We start from the raw sequence: 22992 nt of genomic DNA, 5'->3' as shown, positions 1-22992 counted from the left end.
GTGTTATGAGCTTTAGGTAAGAGATGGTGGAAGATTGTAGGTCTCGTATTATTTTTACTCTATTTGCTTTTTTGGTTTTTTTTACCAGCCTTTTTGCTTTTCGAAATGTTGAGGTTCAGCGGTTTTTGTCTAATCGCTCTTTTTCTTCTTCCCAGGTTAATATTACAGAGGGAATGCTTTTAGAGAGAATGGCAGTGTTTTTTCCAGATATTATTATGCATCTCTCTAAGCTTAATCATGAAGAACAAAAGAAATTGGTTGAGCGAGTGCGTTGTGACATGATTGCAATTGCTTTTGCGAATGGTCACAACAGTGAGCAAGCTCAAAAATTAGGTAGAATTGTTGCTATGGTGTTATCAAAAGCGATTTCTCATCCTTCTATCGCTAGCAGTTATTTTTAGTTGTTTCTTTCAAGAATTGTGCGTTTATGATTTTTAAAGATAGGGATAGGTTATTCTATGAATAAATGGACTTATCATTTTATGCGAATGGTATGTTTTTATACTATCCTTTATCGAACTTTTAAAAAAATAAAAATAATTGTTGAATGGTGCTAAGCAAGAGAAAAATAAGCATTTTGATACACATTTATGTGCATTCCATTAGAATGATTTATTTTGATAAATGGCTTTTTTCGTATAGTTTTTTGTTGCGGGTATTTTCTGCTTCTTTATTACTCATGGGAAAAATTGGTATATTTCTGTTCCTAAAGGTATTTTGGAGTATCTAGAGTGTTTGGTAAAAGATCTTTAATATGTATTGCTTTTGGCGATTGTGAAATTAATCTCAATAAAGGATTTTAGGGAATCTCTATAAGAAATAACAGTGGCATTTTTTATGCTTTTTTTGCTATAAATGAATAACATGGTAGCTTTATTCAGAAATTAGAAAAATATATCACTTATTAAGTAAATTTAAATTGTCTTTATAGTTTCTTTATGTTTTGTTATTTTACGAAATAAATAGATATATATTTTATAACTTAATGGTTTTTCTTCTATTACAAAAAATTATCTTAATATTTTCATTTTTAAGCCGCTTTTTAGCTTTTTTTATTCTGTAAAATACACCTGTAAACTTATTGTGGCTAGGATTTATAAATGTCTTAAATAAAGAGAAAGAAAATGCAATTTTTGAAAATTCTTTTAAGTACAGCGTTTGCTGTATTTTTTATGTTTGGTATAAATTTTGCTTATACCGTCTTAACTGTTGCAGGATCAAATGAAAACTTAGTAAATCTTGCACCTAAGATTTCTGTTCGTCCTTATGAGACCCTTATTCAGAAATTTGCAAATAAATACAATGTTCCTGTTAATTTAGCACATGCTGTTGTAAAAGTTGAAAGTGATTATAAAGCATATACAAAGGGGGCTGCTGGCGAAATAGGTTTGATGCAAATTAAGCCTGCTACAGCACGTGGATTAGGTTTTAATGGTTCTATACAAGACCTTTACGATCCTGCGACTAATCTTGAATATGGTATGCGTTATTTAGCACGGGCTTATAAACTCAGTGGTGGCAATACATGTGGTACAATCCTTAAATATAATGCAGGCCATGCTGCAAAAAAAATGAATTCCATTTCAGCAAAATATTGTTCAAGAGTAAAAACTTATTTAGCTTCATTAAAATAAAAACAGCCTTAAGAGTAATGTATTTGCTATAAAATTTCTAGATGATACTATTTTCACTTGATGAAAAATGTTTTATAAATAGTGTGTCAGTCGGCTGGGCAGCCGCGCTTGTCTCATGTTGAAATGCGGCAAGTGAGGAAAGTCCGGGCTCCACGGAAAAACGGTGCCGGGTAACACCCGGCGGGGGCGACCCTAGGGAAAGTGCCACAGAAAGTAAACCGCCTATTTTTATAGGTAAGGGTGAAAAGGTGGGGTAAGAGCCCACCGCGCATTCAGTAATGAATGCGGCAAGGTAAACCCCACCGGGAGCAAGACCAAATAGAAATGACGTGCAGATTGTATAATTTGCAGCTGATTTCCGAGCGAGTCATTCGGGTGGGTTGCATGAGGCGGATGGTAACAGCCGTCCTAGATGAATGGTTGCCATATAAAGTGTAAGCTTTATTATACAGAACCCGGCTTATAGGCCGACTGATCTTTTATTGCTGCCTACATTATTGGTATTATATATTATTAATTATGCAGAGCTTTTTTAAAAAGCATAACATTTCTTTAATTATAATGCGTTAGGATATGCGCTAGATTAACTTTGGCTTTATTTTTTTACATTGTGAAATGTAAAAGGTAAAGTTTTGGTTATGTCTCATGTAAGTTACTATCAGAGAGCTGTTGATTTTTAAAAATGTAAATCAAGACGGATTATTTTGATAAAACAAGGTCACAGAGCTGAACGCCATATTCCAGTGTTGTTACAGCCAGTTTTAGCTGGACTTGCGCCATTGGTAGGGGCAAAAGTGATTGATGGCACCTTTGGTGCTGGTGGTTATACACGTGCTTTGTTAAATGCAGGTGCAGAGGTTATTGCTCTTGATCGTGATCCTTATGCTATTTCTGTAGGACAGCCGCTTGTTGATGAATTTTTTCCACGACTTCGTTTGGTGCAGATGGAGTTTTCAAAATTGAAATGTGTTGTTGAAGAGAAAGTAGATGCCGTTATTTTGGATATTGGTGTCTCTTCAATGCAGCTTGATGAATCTGAGAGGGGATTTTCTTTTCAAAAAGATGGTCCCTTAGATATGCGAATGGCTCAGGCCGGTTTTACTGCTAGTGATGTTTTAAATCATTTAAAAAGTAATGAGTTAGCAAGAATCTTTAAAATCTTAGGAGAAGAACGCTATGCGAGTCGAATTGCACGAATGATTGAAAAACGCCGCTCTATTCAGCCTTTTTTGCGTACAGGTGATCTTGCTCATGCCATTGAGGTGTTGGTGGGGCGTAAAAGTGGAGAGCGTATTCATCCTGCAACGCGTGTATTTCAAGCTCTTCGTATTTATGTGAATGATGAAATTAGTGAACTTGCACGTGGCTTATTTGCTGCTGAACAGGTTTTGAAACCAGGAGGCCGTTTGGCGGTTGTGAGTTTTCATTCTCTTGAAGATCGTATGGTCAAAAGATTTTTTTCTGCGCGTTCAGGAAAGCATGTAAAATCACGCTATCTACCTGAGATAGAGACAATTCCGGCAACATTTTTTCCTTTGTTTAAAGGTGTGATCACTGCAAATCAAGAAGAAATCCAACAAAATCCTCGTTCACGTTCTGCAAAGTTGCGTATTGGGATACGTACCGAGGCTGAGAGTCTTGCTGCAGATATGAAATTATTTAGTTTAGCAGAAATTGCTCGTTTTGAAGGCAATAAAAAATGACAGTTTTTCGTACATTTGATATGATTTTAGTGATGATTATGATTTGTATGGCAGGCCTTACTTATAAGGTAAAATATGATGTTCAAAAACGAATGAGCGAAATCCGTCGTCTTGAACATGAAATTGCTGCAGCAAAAAATACAGTGAGTTTACTTCATGCTGAATGGGCTGTGATGATAGAGCCCTCACGCATGCAAAAACTTGCAAAACGTTATCAAAAAGAGCTCGGTTTAGAGATTATACAGCCTCATCAAGTTGTGGAATTTAAAGATATTCCAGTGCGTGTATATGATCCCATTGAAGAGGTGATTAAACAAAATATCTTGGAAGATGGTAAGGATATTTTGGCAAATAGCCGTGCTTTTCAGGTAAAACGCGTTATGCAAAAAGGCGTGCGGTAATGAAATCATATTTTCTATTTTCGCAAAAGAAAAAGTGCTTAAATAATAAGTTCGATATTCATAATTTTCCCGTTCGTCGCTCCTTTTCTGGTCGTTTACGTTTGCTCTTTTCTTTGTTTTGTTTCCTTGCTTTATATGGTGTTATGGGGGCATGCCTTATTTCTTATGGACTTGAAGGTGGACAGATTGAAGAAGCGAAAGGGCCAAGTGTGCCTCAATTGACTGCTCGACCTGATATTGTTGATCGTAATAACCGTTTATTGGCAACGGATATTAAAACTTATTCGCTTTTTGCTGAACCGCGACGCATTATTGATGTAGACGAAACTATTGAATTGCTCTCAACGGTTTTGCCTCTTCTCAATTGGCAAGAGGCTTATAAACGTCTTAAAAAAAAATCTAGCTTTTCTTGGATTCAGCGTGGATTAACGCCAAAGCAAAAGACGCAAATTATGGCTCTTGGTATTCCAGGGATTGGTTTTCGTACGGAAATTCGTCGTTTTTATCCAAGTGGATCTGTGGTTTCACATATTCTTGGCATAGTGAATGTTGATAATCAGGGCATAGCTGGCATAGAAAAATATATTGATGATGCTGGTTTGAGTGCTTTGCGTGCTGCTGGTCTTGCAACAGAAGAATCGTTAAATCCAGTGCAGCTTTCAATCGATGTGCGTATTCAAACTATTGTGCATGATGAACTTGTTAAGGCAATGAAGCGTTATAAAGCGATTGCTGCGGGAGCAGTTATTTTAAATATTCACACAGGGGAAATATTGGCTTTGGCATCATTACCAGATTTTGACCCTGGAAATCCTGTTGATGCTTTGAAAAGCGATCGCTTTAATCGAATGACTGCTGGAACTTTTGAAATGGGATCTATTATTAAAAGTTTTACAACTGCAATGGCACTTGATTCAGGTTTTTTTCATTTAAATAGCGTCATTGACGCTTCACAGCCTATTCAGGCAAGTAAAAATTATTTTATTCGTGATTTTCATGGGAAAAATCGTCCTTTAACATTGCAGGAGGTTTTTATTTATTCCTCCAATATTGGTTCTGCTAAGGAGGCTTTGGCGGTAGGAGTTAATGGACATCGTGATTTTTTGAAACGATTTGGTTTACTTGATCGATTGACTATAGAATTGCCAGAAGTTGCTCATCCTGTTGTGCCACATCATTGGAAGGATATTCATTCTATGACGATTTCTTTTGGCCATGGTATGGCAACAACACCTTTGCAAACAGCAGTGGGCGCTGCTGCTTTAATGAATGATGGGTGGTTAATTGCTCCTACCTTTTTAAAACGCACAAAAGAACAGGCTTTGCAACAGGCAAAAAAAGTTTTGCAGACTAAAACGAGTCACAATATGCGTTATCTTTATAAATTAAATAGTGATATTGGTTCGGGACGTAATGCAAAAGTAGAAGGTTATCGCGTTGGTGGTAAGACAGGAACAGCCGAAAAAGTTGAAAATGGAAAATATTCTAAAACAAAAAATTTCAATAGTTTTCTTGCTGCTTTTCCTATTGAGAATCCTTCCTATGTTGTTTTAACAATTATTGATGAACCCCAGCCTGAAGATGGACAGCGTTCAGCAACAGCAGCAATGAATGCAGGGCCGATGCTTGCTAACATTATTCGCCGTTCAGCTAGTTTTTTGGGAATAAAACCAGATTTTGAAAAAGAGTATGAGCCTATTTTGAGCACAAAGAACAGTTCGAGTTTCGTTAAACAACGGTAAAATTAATATAAAGGTGCGCTATCATGTTGTTTGGAAAAGTTTTTACAGAATGTATTGAAGATGAGAACCTTTCTTCAATGGAAATAACAGGAATAAGTGCAGATTCTCGGCAAGTTTTTCCGGGCTATGTTTTTGTCGCTGTTCGAGGAAATCAAGGTGATGGCAGACACTATATAAATGATGCACTAAAGCGTGGTGCACAAGCAATTGTTACAGATCATAATGTTGTTTTTGAAGATTTACCTGTTCCCGTTTTACGTGTTTGTGATGTCCGTCATAGTTTAGCGAGAGCAGCTGCACGTTTTTACGGTTCTCAACCTGAAACGGTTGTGGCTGTGACAGGGACAAGTGGTAAAACATCCGTTGTCTCTTTTGTCCGGCAAATTTGGAATCATGTTGGTTTATGTGCTGCTAGTATAGGGACGGTGGGTGTTGTTTCTCCTAACCGGAATGATTATGGTTCTCTTACAACACCTGATCCGGTAATCTTGCAACGTTTACTTTCTGAAATTGCTCATGAAGGAGTTACACATGCAGCCCTTGAAGCATCTTCGCATGGACTTGATCAAAGCCGACTTGACGGGGTACGTTTAACTGCTGGTGCTTTTACCAATTTAGGGCGTGATCATATGGACTATCACACGTGCGTAGAGGACTATTTGCGTGCTAAAATGAGGTTGTTTGATACGCTTTTACCTCAAGATGCGCCTGCTCTTATTTTTGCCGATGATATTTATTCGCAAAAGGTTATTGATATTGTTATGAAAGCGCGCCGTCGTGTTTTAACAATTGGGCGCAAGGGCCAATTTATTACCATTAATCGTATTGAACACCAACGTTCGAAACAGTGTGTTGAATGTCGTCTTGAAAACAATATTTATACATTTGATTTGCCACTAGCTGGAGATTTTCAAGTGACCAATGCGCTTATAGCAGCGGGATTAGCAATTGTGACAGGAGTCTCTCCTGATAAGGTTTTTCATTCGCTTGAAACTTTGCAGGGAGCACCTGGGCGGTTGGAATTGGTTGGAAAAACAGAAAGTAATGCTCCTGTTTATATAGACTATGCGCATAAACCAGAAGCTTTAGAGCAGGTCTTACTTTCTGTTCGTCCCTTTACGCAAGGACGTTTAATCCTTGTTTTTGGTTGCGGAGGTGATCGAGATCAAGGCAAAAGGCCTTTGATGGGAAAAATTGCAGAAAATAAGGCTGATATTGTTATTGTAACGGATGATAATCCTCGCACCGAAATGCCAGAAAAAATCCGCGAAGATATTTTACAAGCAATACCAAGCGCGATAGAAATAGCAGATCGCGGTGAAGCTATTTCTCATGCAGTGGGGCTTTTAAAAGCTGGGGATACACTTATTATTGCTGGAAAAGGTCATGAGGATGGTCAAATTATAGGGGAAAAAACATATCCTTTTTCAGATCGCTTGAAAGTAATTGATGCGTTGCAGGAACGTAATAGATGACAGCTTTGTGGGATAAACAAACACTTGTTGCCGCAGTAAATGGCTTTGTCGTAGGGTGTATACCAGAAAATTTTTCTGGGGTTTCTATTGATAGTCGTACTTTAGAAGCAGGTGATATTTTTTTCTGTATTAAGGGGTATCATCTTGATGGCCATGATTTTGCTCAGCAAGCTTATGAACGAGGTGCAGGTGTTCTTATCGTTGCGGAAGATCGTTTGGCTGAAATGGAAAAAATATCCGCTCCATTGATTGTTGTTCCTGATGCTTTACAAGCTTTAGAAAAACTTGCAAAAGCCGCGCGTAAGCGTTCAAAAGCTAAGATTATCGCAATAACAGGTTCCGTGGGAAAAACAACGACCAAAGAAGCTCTCAAACAAGTACTTGCAACTATTGGAAAAGTTCATGCTAATATTGCTTCTTTAAATAATCACTGGGGTGTGCCGCTTACTTTGGCACGAATGCCTGCAGAGAGTGATTATGGCATCTTTGAAATTGGTATGAATCATAAAGATGAAATTCGCCCTCTGGTTAAGTTGGTTCATCCACATGTTGTTCTCATTACACATATTTCTGCGGCACATATGGGGTTCTTTAAAAATCTTGAAGAAATAGCGGATGCAAAAGCTGAAATTTTTGAAGGATTAGATGATGAAGGTGTAGCCCTTTTAAATGCTGATAATGATTTTTTCTCTTATTTAGTCCAAAAGGCAAAGCAATGTGGTGTGAAAAAAATCTTAAGCTTTGGTGAGAATGAAAGTTCTGATTATCAGGTTAAAAATATACGTCTTTTAACAGATTCTTCGTCTATGGTTGTATGTATTTTGGGGAAAGATAGGGAAATTAAAATCGGTGCTCCTGGACGACATAGTGTACAAAATAGTTTAGCTGTTCTTGCTGTTTGTGATGCCATTGGTGTTGATTTGGAGCCTATTGTGCTTTCTTTGAGCCATTTTTCTCTTCAAAAGGGGCGGGGTGTTCGTTACCGATTGGCTTTGCCAAGTGGAGGCGAATTTCATTTAATTGATGAAAGCTATAATGCTAATCCCGCATCTATGCGTGCTGCTCTTAATTTGCTTGCTACAGGGCCAGTAGGAAAGAATGGTCGGCGAATTGCTATTTTAGGTGATATGCTCGAATTAGGCGTTTATAGTGAAAAGCTTCATCGTGATTTAGTAAATCCCGTGCATCTTTCTGGTGCTAATCTCGTTTTTTTGTTTGGTGAGGTAATGAGGTTTTTAGCCACTGATCTGTCTGCATATGTTAAGGTTCATTATGCTGAAAATGTTGAAAAAATTTTACCGCTTGTTTTTGCAGAAATTTCCGCTGGTGATCTTCTTATGGTTAAGTCGTCCAATAGTCTTTATTCATCAGATATTGTGAGGGCATTGCTTGATCATTTTAAGGTGGTTTCTCCATAATTTATATAGGTTTTTTTATACCATGATGCTATTTTTATCTTTGTTTAGTGATTGGCTTCCAGGAGTTAATGTTTTTCGTTATATTACTTTTCGCACGATAGCAGCGATGCTTACATCGGGACTTATTGTGTTTTTGTTTGGTCCTAGCATTATTGCCTCCCTCAAATTGCGGCAAGGAAAAGGACAACCCATTCGCGCTGATGGTCCTCAGACACATTTTAAAAAAGCGGGAACGCCTACCATGGGTGGATTGATGATTTTAACCGGTACTGTAGTATCGTCGCTTTTGTGGTGTAATTTATCGAATATTTATTTTTGGGTATCACTGCTTGTTATGCTTTCTTTTGGAGCGATTGGTTTTTATGATGACTATCTTAAGGTTACAAAACAGACACATAAAGGATTTTCTGGTAAGGCGCGGTTAAGTTTAGAGTTTTTGGTTGCAGCAACTGCTGCTTTTGTACTCTTACGAGTTGGTTCGCCTGGATTAGCTTTACCCTTTGTGAAAGAGTATTTTATCAATCTGAGTTGGTTTTTTCTTCCTTTTTCTGCTCTTGTGATTGTGGCAACGGGTAATGCGGTTAATTTGACGGATGGTCTTGATGGTCTTGCTATTGTTCCTGTGATGGTTGTGGCTTTGTCTTTTGCCTTAATTGCTTATCTATCTGGTAATATCAATTTTGCTGATTATCTACAAATTCGTTATGTATCGGGGACAGGAGAGTTAGCTGTTTTATTGGGAGCTGTTGTTGGTGCTGGGCTTGGATTTTTATGGTTTAATGCACCACCGGCAGCTATTTTTATGGGAGATACAGGTTCGTTAGCTCTTGGAGGACTTTTGGGTGTTGTTGCTGTGGCAACCAAGCATGAAATTGTTTTGGCTCTTATTGGTGGGCTTTTTGTTCTGGAAGGATTTTCTGTTGTTATCCAGGTTGGTTATTTCAAATTAACAAAAAAACGTGTATTTTTGATGGCGCCTATACACCATCATTTCGAGAAAAAAGGCTGGACTGAAAGCCAAATCGTGATACGCTTTTGGATTATTTCGATTGTTCTTGCTCTTATTGGTCTTTCAACACTTAAATTGCGGTGAAAGAGTGATTTCTGTTACATGCTATAAAGGTCAGAAAGTTGCTTTGTTTGGATTAGGACAGTCAGGATTAGCTGCTGCGCAAGCCTTGATGCGTGGTGGTGCGGAAGTAGTTGCTTGGGATGATAAGCCTTCCAGTGTACAAGAAGCATTCCAGCTAGATATTCCAATAAGTGATTTTCGTCAAGAGAATTGGTCTGAGTTTGTTGCATTGATCTTAGCCCCTGGCGTTCCTTTAACTTATCCTCATCCGCATTGGGTTGTTGAGAAAGCACGTCAAGCGAATATAGAAATTGTCGGTGATATTGAGTTATTTGTTCGGGCACGCAACCATTTTTTACAACATCATGGTTTTTGCGATAGGGACGTTCCTTTTATTGCTATTACCGGCACGAATGGGAAGTCAACAACGACAGTTTTACTTGCTTATTTATTAGAGCAAATGGGTTATGATGTGCAGGTGGGCGGAAATATTGGAACAGCAATATTGACGCTTAAGCCATTTGTTAAAAAACGTATTTATGTGATTGAATGTTCATCTTTTCAAATTGATCTTACTCCCTCTCTTCAACCTACTATCGGAGTTTTATTGAATTTAACACCTGATCATATTGATCGTCATGGCAATTTTGCGCATTATGTGCAAGCTAAAAAGCGTCTCGTTTTTGGTGCTGCTCATGCTGTTATTTCAGTGGATGATGCGGTTTGTCAGGATTTGTATCAACAATTGCTTGATGAAGGGCATTCTGTTGAGGCTGTTTCCAAGAAAAATTTTGTTGAAAGTGGTTTCTACGCGGATGAAGCGAAGCTTTTTTCTGTTCGTCAAGGACGGCGTCAAATGCTTGCAGATCTTGCCTCGATGCCTGCATTACGCGGTAGTCACAATGCGCAAAATGCTCTTATGGCGTTAGCTACATTGCAGGTTTTAAAAATAACTAGTCCATATATGAACAAGCATTTAGCAAGTTATAAAGGGTTGGCGCATCGTATGCAGCAGGTACATAAAATGGGATCAGTTTTGTTTATCAATGATAGCAAGGCTACTAATGCAGATGCAACAGCTCCTGCACTTTCTGCTTTTCATGATATTTTTTGGATTGTTGGGGGACAGGCAAAAGAAGGTGGGATTGATTCTCTTAGAGTTTTTTTTCATAAAATTCATAAAGCTTACTTAATTGGGAGTGCCGCAGAAGAATTTGCGGATGTTATTGGTTCTTCTTTTCCTTTCTCTATGAGCTTAACTTTGGAAAATGCGGTACATGAAGCTTTTGTTGATGCGATGCGTTGCCAAGCAAAAGAAGTTGTTGTGCTTTTTTCACCTGCTTGTGCAAGTTATGATCAATTCAAAAATTTTGAAGAGCGTGGAGAAGCATTTGTTTCTTTGGTTATGCAGTTAAAAGAAACATGAATTTTAAAAAAGCTTTTTCATGTTAATATTCCAGAATCTTTTTTCGTGTAATTCAGTCTTTGAAGTGTTTTGCTAGAAGAGAGGGGAACCATATCACTCTGCGTCGAATTATGAAAAAATAAGGTGGATATGATGGCTACGCGTGCAGATAGAGATCCAATTGCGAATTGGTGGTGGACAATTGATCGTTCTATTTTTGCTGCTTGTTTGATTTTAATGGGGATTGGCATTATGCTGTCTTTTGCTGCTAGTCCTACCATTGCAAAAAAGATTGGAATTGCTGATAGTTTTTATTTTGTTCGCTGGCATATTATTTTTAGTATTCCGGCATTTTTTACAATGGTAACCATTTCTTTTTTCTCGCTTCGTAATATTCGCCGTTTATGTGCTCTTTTGCTCATTGTAACGCTTGTTCTTATGGTAGCGACCTTATTCTTTGGTCCAGAATTAAAGGGAGCACGGAGATGGATTTCGCTATTTGGTTTTTCTATACAAGCTTCAGAGTTTATGAAACCAGCTTTTGCAGTGATGTCCGCTTGGCTTTTTTCAGAACAGATACGGCGTAGGGGGATTCCTGGCTACACACTTGCTACTGTACTTTATGCTTTTTGTTGTGTGCTCCTTGTTCTACAGCCTGATATTGGTCAAACAATTCTAATAAGTGCAACATGGGGTGGTCTATTTTTTGTTGCTGGTGTGCCCCTTGCTGTTATTTTCCTCTTTGTCATGCTAGGTATTGCAGGAATTGTTTTTGCCTATTTTTCCCTTCATCATGTACGAGAACGTATTAATGGCTTTTTGACAGGTGAAGGTGATACCTTTCAAGTAGACGTCGGACGTGAGGCTATTTTGAATGGAGGATGGTTTGGGCAAGGACCGGGTGAGGGAACGGTGAAACGTATCATTCCTGATAGCCATACGGATTTTGTGTTTTCTGTTGCTGCTGAAGAATATGGTATTATCCTCTGTCTCTTCATTATGATGCTTTTTGGTTTTATTGTTATACGTTCCTTGTATATAGCATCAAATACACGTGATTCATTTATACGTCTTGGCATTACTGGTATAGCGATGATGATAGGTTTTCAATCAGCGATTAATATGGCTGTTAATCTTCATTTGATACCTCCAAAAGGTATGACATTGCCATTTATTTCTTATGGTGGTTCTTCTATGGTGGCGATTGCATTTTCTATGGGAATTTTGCTTAGTTTGACACGTCGCTGGCCAGAAGCCCGCCTTTCAGCTTTTTCTTCTTCTATTTTGGATATTTCCTATGACTGATAAAAAAGTTATTGTTTTGGTGGCTGGTGGTACAGGTGGGCATCTTTTTCCTGCAGAAGCGCTTGCTGTTGAATTAAAGGAGCGTGGATATGATGTTCATTTGGCAACGGATAAAAGGGCTCAATGTTTTGTACGCTACTTTGATGAAGAGCATACACATATACTTTCATCGGCAACATTTACAGGACGCCATCCTTTTGCTCTTATAAAAACATTTTGGGCTTTGTTAAAAGGAATGGGGCAATCGTTGATGCTTTTTTATAGGCTTCGTCCTGTTCTTGTTGGTGGGTTTGGAGGGTATCCTACCTTTCCTCCTCTTATTGTTGCTGTTTTAACGCGGCGCGTGACGTTTATTCATGAGCAAAATGCTATTATGGGGCGTGCCAATCGAGCGTTGGCAGCTTTTGTGCGTGCAATAGCAGGTGGTTTATTATCGCAAGATAATAGTTATGCTCATAAAACATTTTTGACTGGAAATCCTGTGCGTGAGGCTGTTCTCAAAGCAGCAGAAATTCCCTATCATCCTTCTATAGGCGACGAGCCATTTCATTTTTTGGTTTTTGGTGGTAGCCAAGGAGCTTCTGCTTTTTCACGAATTGTTCCAGCAGCGATTGCTTTGTTGGATGATGAGAACCGTAAACGCTTGCGGATTGTGCAGCAAGTTCGAGGTGAAGCTGGAGAGTTAATAAAAACCTATCATCAGATGGGTGTAAAAGCAGAAGTTGCCTCTTTTTTTGATGATATGGCTGAGCGCATGGCGAGGGCTCATTTCATTTTATCCCGTGCTGGTGCTTCATCTGTTTGTGAAATTGCCGTGATTGGTCGACCTGCTTTGCTTGTCCCGTATCCTTATGCTCTTGATCATGATCAGGCAAAAAATGCAGCATTACTTGCTGCTGTGGGAGGTGCTCAAATTATATCAGAAAAAGATTTAGACGCACAAAGACTTGCTTCTCTCTTAACAGAAGCTTGTTGTGCGCCATATTTATTGAGAGAACAAGCACTTGCTGCAAAAAAAGTTGGACAACCTTATGCAACAAGTCGTCTTGCTGATATGATTGAAGGGTTGATTGCAGGGCGATCATTGTCAGATGTAAAAAAGGAGTTTTTTGATGAAAATGCCGCTTAATATAGGTGTTATCCATTTTGTTGGAATCGGTGGTATCGGCATGAGTGGAATTGCGGAGGTTTTTCATAATTTTGGCTATCAAATTCAAGGATCAGATCAAGTTGAGAGTGCAAATGTTGAACGTTTACGGAGAAAAGGGATTAACATTTATATAGGTCATAGCTCTAAAAATTTAGGGGATGCAGAGGTTGTTGTTTTTTCTACTGCCATTAAAAAAACAAATCCTGAATATATTGCTGCAAAAGAAAGGCATTTGCCGCTTGTGAGGCGTGCAGAAATGCTAGCGGAGCTCATGCGGTTTCGTCGTGCGATTGCTGTTGGTGGTACGCACGGTAAGACAACGACTACATCAATGATAGCTGCACTTCTTGATGCAGGTCATTTTGATCCGGTGGTGATTAATGGCGGTATTATTAATGCTTATGGTACAAATGCACGTATGGGTGAAGGTGATTGGATGGTTGTTGAAGCCGATGAAAGTGATGGGACATTTTTGAAGTTGCCTGCTGATATTGCTGTTGTTACCAATATTGATGCTGAGCATTTGGATCATTACGGGAATTTTTCTGCTTTGCGCCAAGCTTTTCGAAAATTTGTAGAGAATGTTCCTTTTTATGGTTTTGCTGTTTTATGTCTTGATCATCCAGAGGTTCAGTCTTTAGCCAGCCGTATTGATGATCGTTGGGTGATTACTTATGGTGCAAATCCACAAGCGGATGTTCGTTTTCTTAATCTTTCGATGGATGGTCAAAAAACGCATTTTGATGTTTTTATTCGTTCACGCAAGACGGGGAGAGAGACTGAGTTGAAAAATTTGATCTTGCCAATGTCTGGTCAGCACAATGTTTCTAATGCGACGGCGGCGATTGCTATTGCCCATGAACTTGGTATTTCAAATGAGTCTATAAAAAAAGGTTTAGCAAAATTTGGTGGAGTAAAACGACGTTTTACACAAACAGGAAGTTGGCATGGTGTTGAAATATTTGATGATTATGGGCATCATCCTGTTGAAATAAAGGCTGTTTTACGTGCAGCGCGTGAAAGTGCAAAAGGACGCGTGATTGCCATTGCACAACCACATCGTTATTCACGTTTGTATCATTTGTTTGATGGGTTTGCTGCTTGTTTTAATGATGCAGATACAGTGCTGATTACGCCTGTTTATGCAGCTGGTGAAGAGCCAATTACTGGTTTTGGTGCTAGAGAATTGGTAGAGCATATTAAAATGGCAGGGCACCGTGATGTACGTTTGATTCATTGTTTAGAAGATGTTGTTTCAATTGTCTCTACGTTTGCTAAATCAGGTGATTATGTTGTTTTTCTTGGTGCTGGCAATATCACGCAGTGGGCTTGTGCATTGCCTCATCAGTTAGCGGTACTTGATAGCGATGATAAATTTTCAACTCATTAATGGTGAAGCGCTGTTGGCGCGATTGCAACCGCTGCTTTGCGGAATAAAAGGCAAACTTATGCCTAATGTCAATATGCGTAAGGTGACATGGTTTCGCACTGGCGGGCTGGCAGAACTTTTTTATCAGCCTGCTGATGAAGCAGACTTAGCTCTTTTTTTACAAAATCTTCCTGAATCTATTCCTGTAACAATTGTGGGGATTGGTTCTAATCTTCTGGTGCGTGATGGTGGGATTCCTGGTGTGGTTATTCGTCTTTCGGCTAAGAGCTTTGGGAAAATACAGCAAGTTTCTCCGAAGTGTTTTTTGGTTGGTGCTGCTGCGGCGGATAAACATTTAGCGATGGCAGCGTTAGAGGCTGAAATTGCAGGTTTTCATTTCTATTATGGCATTCCTGGTGGTCTTGGAGGGGCACTCAAAATGAATGCGGGGGCTAATGGTGTTGAAACAGCTGCGCGTGTCGTTGAGGTTTATGCACTTGATCGTCAAGGACAGCGTCATATCTTGAGTTTAAAAGATATGCACTATTCTTATCGTCGTTGTGATGTTCCTGAAGATTTTATTTTTACAGCTGCTTTATTGGAAGGACATCTAGGAAATAAAGACAATATTCGTGCGGCCATGGATGAAGTTGCTCTTCATCGAGAAACAGTGCAGCCTATTCGTGAGAAAACGGGTGGATCAACTTTTAAAAATCCTGAAAATACATCTGCATGGCGTGTTATTGATGAAGCAGGATGCCGTGGTTTGCGGATTGGTGGAGCTCAAATGAGCGAAATGCACTGTAATTTTATGATCAATGCGGGGCAAGCAACAGGCTATGATCTTGAGATGTTAGGAGAAACAGTACGTGCGCGTGTTTTTGCGCATTCAGCTCATCTTTTACAGTGGGAAATACAACGCATTGGCCAATTTGAACAAGGCCGTATTGTTGCTTCTTTTGACCCATTTCATTGATTGATTCAGAGACATAAAAAAGTACAAATAAAAAATTGAGTCATTTCAAAGAGATAATGAAAAAAATCCATTAAGAATCAATAAATTAACAAAGAAACTCTTGCATCATGTGCTTGAGTCTGATTCATTATGTAAAACGCTAGGTTATTGATTCGTAAGGATAAATCTTAGTATTTTCCGTATATGGTGTTTGTTATTTCTATGTGATCTATATATAGTATGCATAAGGGGATAAGTTGTTATGAAAGATAAGCATATAGCTGTTTTAATGGGAGGCTTCTCTTCTGAACGGTCTGTAAGTTTGTCTTCAGGTACTGCTTGTGCTGATGTTCTTGAAGCGCAGGGATATCGCGTGAGCCGCATAGATGTTGATGGTCATATTGCTTCTATTCTTGAACAATTGCGGCCTGATATCGCTTTTAATGCGTTACATGGGCCATTTGGCGAAGATGGACGTATTCAGGGCATTCTTGAATATTTGAAAATTCCCTATACTCATTCTGGAGTGATGGCGTCGGCGCTGGCAATGGATAAAGGGCGCGCAAAAATTATTGTTGCAAGTGTTGGAGTTTCTGTTGCGCCTTCTTTTGTTATGAGTCGCTTTGCTATTGGGTTATCGCATCCTATGGAGCCTCCTTATGTGATTAAGCCCGTGTGCGAAGGGTCAAGTTTTGGTGTTGTGATTGTAAAAGACGATGCATCTACGCCGCTACGCAATGTTGTAGGAGATGAGTGGGTTTATACAGATGAGGTTATGATTGAAAAATATATTCCTGGTCGCGAACTTACTTGTGCTGTGTTAGGAAATGAAGTGCTCGATGTTTGTGAAGTTCTTCCCGATAAGCATTTTCAATTTTATAATTATGACTCAAAATATAAAACTGGTGGCTCTCTTCACATTTGTCCTGCAAAACTTTCATCAAATATTTACCAAAAGGTGCAAAGAATGTCTTTAGCAGCGCATCAGGCGATAGGTTGTCGAGGTGTTAGCCGTTCTGATTTTCGTTTTGATGAAGAAATAGGAGAATTGGTTTGGCTTGAAATTAATACACAGCCGGGTATGACATCTACCTCTCTTTTTCCTGATATTGCAAAAGCGAGTGGTCGTAGTTATGGCGATCTTGTTCAGTGGATGGTGGAGGACGCGTCATGTATGCGTTGAGTATTAATAAGACAAATGTTCTGATGGAGGTGCCGTTAGTGCCAGTCTTGCCACGACTTTATCGTCGCTTTCTTCGGTTTGTATTTGAGTTTTTCTTTATTAGTGTTCATGTTCCACGTCATTTGGGTTCTTTCGCTGTTGTACTGTTTTTCTTTGTTACGGTTTTTTATGGGCTTTCATCAAGTGGTCAGATGGCAATGATTATGAAGGCCACGGTATCCGATATTGGTTTTGTGGTTACTGATGTTGAGATCAGTGGTAATAAACGTTTGCTAAAACAGGAGATTGTAAAAAAATTAAGACTTGATACTGCTCCATCTATATTCATTTTTAATGTTGATAAGGCGCGTTCCCTTTTAGAAAAGCAAGCTTGGGTTCAATTAGCTAATATTCAGAAGATTTATCCCAACAAAGTGCGTATTTCAGTTGTGGAGCGTGAGCCCTATGCAGTTTGGCAACATGATGGTGTGATGGATATTGTTGATCATACAGGGCGTGTTATTGTGCCCTTTAAAGGAGGGATTGTTCAGGGGCTGCCTCTTATCGTTGGGAGGGGTGCACAAAATTCTGCAAAAATGTTTTTTCAAGCGCTGTCAATATATCCAAAATTGTATAGTCGTGTTCGTGCGTTTGTACGTGTAGGTGATCGGCGTTGGGATCTTGTTTTGGATAATGGGGTCCGTGTTATGTTACCTGAGCAGGGGGCGCTTGAAAGAATTTCTTCTTTGATTGAGACAGATACAGCGCAAAATCTTCTTTCTCGTGATATTTTGACTGTTGATTTGCGCCTTGCTGATCGCATTACTGTTTCTTTGACAGATGAAGCATTAGAACGTCGTCGTGCTGCTGTGGAAGAAGAACGCATTTTAAAGGCAGGAAAGGCAGGAAAACCATGATGTTATTCACATCACATCATGGGGGGGGACGTAAAACACGTTTTTTGACAGTGCTCGATGTTGGCTCAAGTAAGATTGTTTGTCTTATTGCTTGTTTGCGTCCTTTAAAGCATGCGCACTATTTACATGGTCGTACACATTCTATGGAAATTTTAGGTTTTGGAGTGCAACGTTCTCGCGGTATCAAATCTGGTGTTGTGATGGATATGTTTGCAGCAGAGCAATCAATACGCTTGGCTGTTGATGCAGCGGAAAAAATGGCTGGTTTGGTGGTGGATTCGGTGATTGTGAATTTTTCCTCAAGCCGATTACAAAGTGCTCTTATCAATGGCATGGTACGTTTGAATGGTAGTGAAGTAACCAAGCGTGATGTGCGGGTGGCGTTTTCAGAAGTTTCACGCAAAGCTTTTGATGCTGAACGTCATGTCATGCACTCTGTTCCGGTCTCTTATGTATTGGATGGAGATAAAGGGATTTCTGACCCGCTTGGAATGACAGGGGAATGGTTAGGTGTCGATGTGCATGTGGTAACAGCGGAAACTGCATCTTTGCGTAATTTAGAAACATGTATTAATCGTGCACATTTGAGTGTTGAAGCAATGGTGGCAACTCCTTTTGCAAGTGGTCTTGCTGTTTTGATGAATGAGGAAGCACATTTAGGTGCAGCATGTATTGATTTTGGTGGAGGAACAACGACATTTTCAGTATTTTTTGAGGGAAAGTTTGTTCATGCTGATGCTCTTGCTGTTGGTGGGCATCACGTGACTCTTGATGTTGCGCGTGGATTTTCTATGTCTCTTTCTGAGGCAGAACGTTTAAAAGTTGTCTATGGCTCAGCACTTCCTTCAAGTGCTGATGAGAGACATATGATTAGTGTGGCGGAGATTGGGAGTGAACAGCGTGAAACGCAATATCCTCGTGCTGTTCTTGGTCGTATTATTCGTGCACGTGTTGAAGAAATCTTAGAAATGGTACGTGATTGTTTAAATCGTTCTGGTTTTGGTCACATTATTGGTAAGCGTGTTATTTTGACTGGGGGAGCAAGCCAGTTAACAGGATTGCCAGAAATGGCACGTACTATATTGGGAAGAAATGTTCGTATAGGGCGGCCTTTAGGAATTTCAAGGCTTCCTTCTCTTGCAAAAGGGGCGGCGTTTACATCTGCTGTTGGCTTGTTAATTTATCCGCAATTGGTCGGTTTTGAAGACAAGACAACGCAGGCGGTAGTAAATCATTTATCGACGGGCGCGCGTGGATATTTTCAGCGTGTTGGTCAGTGGTTGCGTGAGAGTTTTTAAGTAAGTCTATAAAGGGAAGTTAAATTGCATCGCTTGGGTTTGCGATGTCTTATGAGAAGGAAAAGGAAATGACGATTAATCTGCATCGGCCAGATATCGCGGAATTGAAACCACGCATTACCGTTTTTGGTGTTGGCGGTGGTGGTGGGAATGCCGTGAATAATATGATTAATGCTGGTCTTCAGGGAGTTGATTTTGTTGTTGCAAACACAGATGCACAGGCTTTGGCTATGTCAAAGGCTGAACGTGTTATTCAACTTGGTGCAGCTGTTACAGAAGGTCTAGGTGCTGGCGCTTTGCCAGAAGTGGGGCAAGCGGCTGCAGAGGAATGTATAGATGAAATTATTGATCATCTGGCAGATTCTCATATGGTTTTCATTACTGCTGGTATGGGGGGCGGTACTGGAACTGGAGCAGCGCCGGTGGTAGCTCGTGCAGCGCGTGAGAAAGGTATTTTGACCGTTGGTGTGGTAACAAAACCATTTCAGTTTGAAGGGGCTCGTCGTATGAAAACGGCAGAGGCTGGTATTGACGAGTTACAAAAGTCTGTTGATACATTAATTGTTATTCCTAATCAGAATCTTTTCCGTATTGCCGATGAAAAGACAACTTTTGCTGATGCTTTTGCTATGGCTGACCAAGTTCTTTATTCTGGTGTTGCTTCCATTACGGATCTCATGATTAAAGAGGGCCTCATTAATCTTGATTTTGCTGATGTTCGTTCTGTTATGCATGAAATGGGGCGTGCAATGATGGGGACTGGTGAGGCATCTGGTGAAGGTCGTGCTTTGAATGCGGCTGAAGCTGCTATTGCAAATCCACTGTTGGATGATACTTCTATGCGTGGTGCTCGTGGCTTACTTATTTCCATTACGGGTGGTCGTGATATGACACTCTTTGAAGTGGATGAGGCTGCTAATCGTATTCGCGAAGAAGTAGATGCGGATGCGAATGTTATCTTTGGTGCCATTGATGATGAGTCACTAGAAGGTGTTATTCGCGTATCTGTGGTTGCAACGGGTATTGATCGTGAGATAAGTGATGTGATCCAGCCTTCTCATCCTCAAATACAAAGACCTGCAGCTGCGGTGCGTAAAAGCGATTCTGGGATATCGCAGAGTTCTTTTCATGTCCAGTCACCTCCTTTGCGTTCTGAGTCAATGGTAGAAGTGATAGAAGCGCTTGAAATAGAAAAAGCGAAATCAACGGGAGAACAGTTCCGTCCTAAAAGTCAAATTTTTGTACAGCCTGCAGATGATGTTGTTGCGCGAAATAGCAATGCCTCTCCTTATGGATCAAGTGTTGTGCATGGGCAGATGTCAAATGCACCACGTATGCAAGTTAATCGTGGTTCGCAGGCATCGATGGTCGCGCCAGTGAGCATGGAAGCAACGGCGCATGTTCTTGATGAGATGTCAGGAATTGTACAGCAGAAAGAGAAGCAAGTACAACAAAGGCAAGCACAACAAATGCAGCCGCGTTCTCCTATGCGTATGCCTGAGTTAAAAGATTTTCCTCCTGTTGCGCATAGTCAAGGTGAGAGGTTAGTGGCTAGCGAGCAGGGACCTCGCAATCTTTGGCAGCGTTTGAAACAGAGTTTAACACATCGTGAGGAAATTGAGCCAGAAGCTAAGTTGGAGCCTGCTGTGAAATCTTCTCAGCAGCAAGAAATGCATGGTTATAATAAAAAATCTCAGGTACTTCCTCAAGATGCTTCTGTGTATGTTCCGCGTCGTTCTGGTGAGTTGCACCCTCATGTGCCGCAAGATCAGCGCACTTTTATAAGTGAAGAAGATCAGTTGGAAATACCAGCGTTTTTGCGCCGTCAAGCAAATTAATTGGCAAAAAATGAAAGAGGAAATTTGGATATCCCTTTGTATATAGTGTATAAAAACTTTTTAGAGTAGAGTATACTACCCTTTTGGGAAAAATGCTCTGTTTTTATAGACCCGCTTAGTAATAGGCGGGTTTATTATTTGCTATGTATATCATTTTTATGGCTTTATAAATATTTTTAAAAGGCGTAAAAATAATTCAATAAAGTGACGTGATGAAGTTGGTGCAAAAATATCAGTCTACTCTTAAAAAAGCTGTGGCATTTAAGGGCTATGGTGTGCATAGTGGGTGTTTGTCTATGGTGAAGGTCTGCCCAGCTGAGATAGGGCATGGTATTGTTTTTAAGCGTTGTGCATTGAATGGAACAGAGCAGAGATTTCAGGCGCATGCATCGCAAACAGGAGCGACTGAATTATCAACAGTGCTTGGGCATGGAGAGTTCAGAATTGAAACAATAGAACATTTGATGGCTGCAATCGCTGCTTATAATTTGGACAATCTTATTATTGAAGTGTCGAGCCATGAGATTCCTATTTTGGATGGTTCTGCTTGGCAATATTGTCAAGCTTTTGAAGAAGCTGGCATTATACAGCAGAATGCTTTGCGTTCTTATTTCATTATAAAAAAGCCGCTGCGGGTTGAAATAGGTGGTGGAATCGCTGAGTTTTTGCCATTTGATGGGCGTCGTTTTGATATAACGATCTCTTTTTCCTCTGCTGCTATCGGTAAACAACATTTTAATTTTGATCTCACTACAAAAGGATTTCGAGATGATTTGTCGCGCGCACGTACTTTTGGTTTTGTCAAAGACGTGGAAAAATTATGGGTTTCCGGAAAGGGGATAGGCGCGTCTTTAGAAAATTCTCTTATTATTGGTGTTGATGATAAAATCATGAATTCAGAGGGGCTCTATTGGAAAAATGAATTTGTTCGGCATAAAATGTTGGATGCGGTCGGTGATACCGCTTTGCTTGGAGCACCTTTTATCGGATTGTTTCGTTCCTATTGTAGTGGGCATAAAATTAATTCGCAATTGGTGAAAGCTGTGTTAGCAGACGAATCATGTTACGAAGAAAGCTTTTTGTAGGATGGGTAGAAAAAATGAAAAGATTTTCTTAAGAGACTATTTCATTTTTAAGGGGATGATTGACCTAAGCTACTAAATTGGTTAGTGGATTTTAAAGTGATATGGTATAAAAACCTTTAATAAATAATTTTTGCTACAAGGTGACATTTTCTGGAGGCCGGAAGAACTATGATAAAATCTCATGTATGTATTGAAAATATGGCATATAGGAAATCTAATATTGTACGCAAGGTATTGGGGGTGGTGCTTTTAGGAAGCACTTGCATGTTAGCAGGTTGTTTATTTAAAGAAAAGAATACCCTTAGTCCATCTGCATATGTTTTAAAAATGGATCCACCAGATGTTCTCTATAATCAAGCACTTGCTAGCCTTGATAGTGGGCGCCTTGCGGATGCATCAAAAAAGTTTCTTACGATTGAAAAGCAATATGCTTATACTGATTGGGGGCGTAAGTCCTTAGTGATGGGAGCTTTTACAAATTATCGACTCGGCAAATATGATGATTCAATCAATATGGCTCAGCGCTATATTACTCTTTATCCAGAGGCAAGTGACTCCGCTTATGCCTATTACATTATTGGTCTTTCTTCTTTTCGTCGCATTCCTGATGTTACGCGAGATCAACATGATACGAAACGTGCTATTGCTGCTATGCAGCTTCTCATAGAGCGTTATCCGAATTCTGAATATGTCAAGGATGCGAAAGATAAAATACGTTTTGGGCGGGAGCAGCTGGCTGGTAAAGAGATGCAGATTGGCCGTTACTATGAGGAAGGTCGCCGCTATCTTGCTGCAAGCAGAAGATTTCGTACTGTGGTTGAGGAATATTCCGATACAAATCAAGTTGAAGAGGCACTTTTCCGTTTGACAGAGGTTAATCTTGCTCTTGGTTTAACTGCAGAAGCGCAAACAGCAGCAGCTATTTTAGGACGTAATTATCCAAAAAGTGAGTGGTATAAATTTTCTTATAATTTATTGCAAAAAAATAGTATATCGCCACAGGAGCATAAATCTTCTTGGATCTCACATGCTTTGAGTGGTGGTAAGAATAAGGCACGTTGAT

The 22992-nt window shown here is 39.7% G+C and carries 19 protein-coding genes and 1 other RNA gene; all 20 read left to right on the top strand.

The window, feature by feature from the left end:
• Nucleotides 1-23: 23 nt before the first annotated feature.
• The 20 genes from QWU_RS08150 to QWU_RS08060 all read left to right on the top strand — a co-directional run bounded on the left by QWU_RS08150 (nt 24) and on the right by QWU_RS08060 (nt 22991).
• Entirely contained in the window at nt 24-401 is a 378-nt protein-coding gene (locus QWU_RS08150; RefSeq protein ID WP_017196567.1) for a hypothetical protein, read from the top strand.
• Nucleotides 402-1124: 723 nt separating this feature from the next.
• Nucleotides 1125-1634, top strand: coding sequence for a lytic transglycosylase domain-containing protein (locus tag QWU_RS08145; protein ID WP_017196566.1), 510 nt, complete (start codon nt 1125-1127; stop codon nt 1632-1634).
• 86 nt (nt 1635-1720) lie between these two features.
• Nucleotides 1721-2113: RNase P RNA component class A (gene rnpB / locus QWU_RS09570), an RNA gene on the top strand.
• A gap of 225 nt (nt 2114-2338) precedes the next feature.
• Complete coding sequence (rsmH, locus tag QWU_RS08140) at nt 2339-3337, top strand: 16S rRNA (cytosine(1402)-N(4))-methyltransferase RsmH (RefSeq protein WP_006590228.1); 999 nt, start codon at nt 2339-2341, stop codon at nt 3335-3337.
• Nucleotides 3334-3738, top strand: a complete 405-nt coding sequence (gene ftsL, locus QWU_RS08135) for a cell division protein FtsL (RefSeq protein ID WP_006590229.1) — start codon at nt 3334-3336, stop codon at nt 3736-3738. The genes rsmH and ftsL overlap by 4 nt, the downstream gene beginning before the upstream one ends.
• Complete coding sequence (locus QWU_RS08130; RefSeq protein ID WP_006590230.1) at nt 3738-5480, top strand: peptidoglycan D,D-transpeptidase FtsI family protein; 1743 nt, start codon at nt 3738-3740, stop codon at nt 5478-5480. Before ftsL ends, QWU_RS08130 begins: the two co-directional genes overlap by 1 nt.
• A gap of 23 nt (nt 5481-5503) precedes the next feature.
• Nucleotides 5504-6955 (top strand): UDP-N-acetylmuramoyl-L-alanyl-D-glutamate--2,6-diaminopimelate ligase, encoded by a 1452-nt coding sequence (locus tag QWU_RS08125; protein ID WP_006590231.1) that lies wholly within the window; start codon nt 5504-5506, stop codon nt 6953-6955.
• On the top strand, nt 6952-8373 hold the full coding sequence (locus QWU_RS08120) for a UDP-N-acetylmuramoylalanyl-D-glutamyl-2,6-diaminopimelate--D-alanyl-D-alanine ligase (RefSeq protein ID WP_006590232.1): 1422 nt from the start codon (nt 6952-6954) through the stop codon (nt 8371-8373). Before QWU_RS08125 ends, QWU_RS08120 begins: the two co-directional genes overlap by 4 nt.
• A 22-nt stretch (nt 8374-8395) precedes the next feature.
• Nucleotides 8396-9466, top strand: a complete 1071-nt coding sequence (gene mraY / locus QWU_RS08115; protein ID WP_006590233.1) for a phospho-N-acetylmuramoyl-pentapeptide-transferase — start codon at nt 8396-8398, stop codon at nt 9464-9466.
• Between the two features lie 4 nt (nt 9467-9470).
• Nucleotides 9471-10871, top strand: a complete 1401-nt coding sequence (gene murD, locus QWU_RS08110; RefSeq protein WP_006590234.1) for a UDP-N-acetylmuramoyl-L-alanine--D-glutamate ligase — start codon at nt 9471-9473, stop codon at nt 10869-10871.
• Between the two features lie 132 nt (nt 10872-11003).
• Nucleotides 11004-12155 (top strand): FtsW/RodA/SpoVE family cell cycle protein, encoded by a 1152-nt coding sequence (locus QWU_RS08105; protein WP_017196565.1) that lies wholly within the window; start codon nt 11004-11006, stop codon nt 12153-12155.
• Nucleotides 12148-13284, top strand: coding sequence for a UDP-N-acetylglucosamine--N-acetylmuramyl-(pentapeptide) pyrophosphoryl-undecaprenol N-acetylglucosamine transferase (locus tag QWU_RS08100; protein WP_006590236.1), 1137 nt, complete (start codon nt 12148-12150; stop codon nt 13282-13284). Before QWU_RS08105 ends, QWU_RS08100 begins: the two co-directional genes overlap by 8 nt.
• Complete coding sequence (murC, locus tag QWU_RS08095; RefSeq protein WP_017196564.1) at nt 13268-14695, top strand: UDP-N-acetylmuramate--L-alanine ligase; 1428 nt, start codon at nt 13268-13270, stop codon at nt 14693-14695. The genes QWU_RS08100 and murC overlap by 17 nt, the downstream gene beginning before the upstream one ends.
• Nucleotides 14673-15650 (top strand): UDP-N-acetylmuramate dehydrogenase, encoded by a 978-nt coding sequence (gene murB / locus QWU_RS08090; protein ID WP_017196563.1) that lies wholly within the window; start codon nt 14673-14675, stop codon nt 15648-15650. Before murC ends, murB begins: the two co-directional genes overlap by 23 nt.
• A 241-nt stretch (nt 15651-15891) precedes the next feature.
• A complete protein-coding gene (locus QWU_RS08085) occupies nt 15892-16812 on the top strand; it encodes a D-alanine--D-alanine ligase (protein ID WP_006590239.1) in 921 nt (306 codons plus the stop codon).
• Complete coding sequence (locus QWU_RS08080) at nt 16800-17708, top strand: cell division protein FtsQ/DivIB (protein ID WP_006590240.1); 909 nt, start codon at nt 16800-16802, stop codon at nt 17706-17708. The genes QWU_RS08085 and QWU_RS08080 overlap by 13 nt, the downstream gene beginning before the upstream one ends.
• Nucleotides 17705-19006, top strand: coding sequence for a cell division protein FtsA (gene ftsA, locus QWU_RS08075; protein WP_006590241.1), 1302 nt, complete (start codon nt 17705-17707; stop codon nt 19004-19006). Before QWU_RS08080 ends, ftsA begins: the two co-directional genes overlap by 4 nt.
• A gap of 68 nt (nt 19007-19074) precedes the next feature.
• Complete coding sequence (gene ftsZ / locus QWU_RS08070; RefSeq protein WP_006590242.1) at nt 19075-20844, top strand: cell division protein FtsZ; 1770 nt, start codon at nt 19075-19077, stop codon at nt 20842-20844.
• Between the two features lie 212 nt (nt 20845-21056).
• Entirely contained in the window at nt 21057-21929 is an 873-nt protein-coding gene (gene lpxC / locus QWU_RS08065; protein ID WP_006590243.1) for a UDP-3-O-acyl-N-acetylglucosamine deacetylase, read from the top strand.
• 168 nt (nt 21930-22097) lie between these two features.
• Complete coding sequence (locus QWU_RS08060; RefSeq protein ID WP_006590244.1) at nt 22098-22991, top strand: outer membrane protein assembly factor BamD; 894 nt, start codon at nt 22098-22100, stop codon at nt 22989-22991.
• The last annotated feature ends 1 nt before the right edge of the window (nt 22992 follow it).

This window comes from Bartonella birtlesii IBS 325 (genome assembly GCF_000273375.1).
GTDB lineage: Bacteria > Pseudomonadota > Alphaproteobacteria > Rhizobiales > Rhizobiaceae > Bartonella > Bartonella birtlesii.
This window is presented reverse-complemented; position numbering and strand designations above follow the sequence as displayed.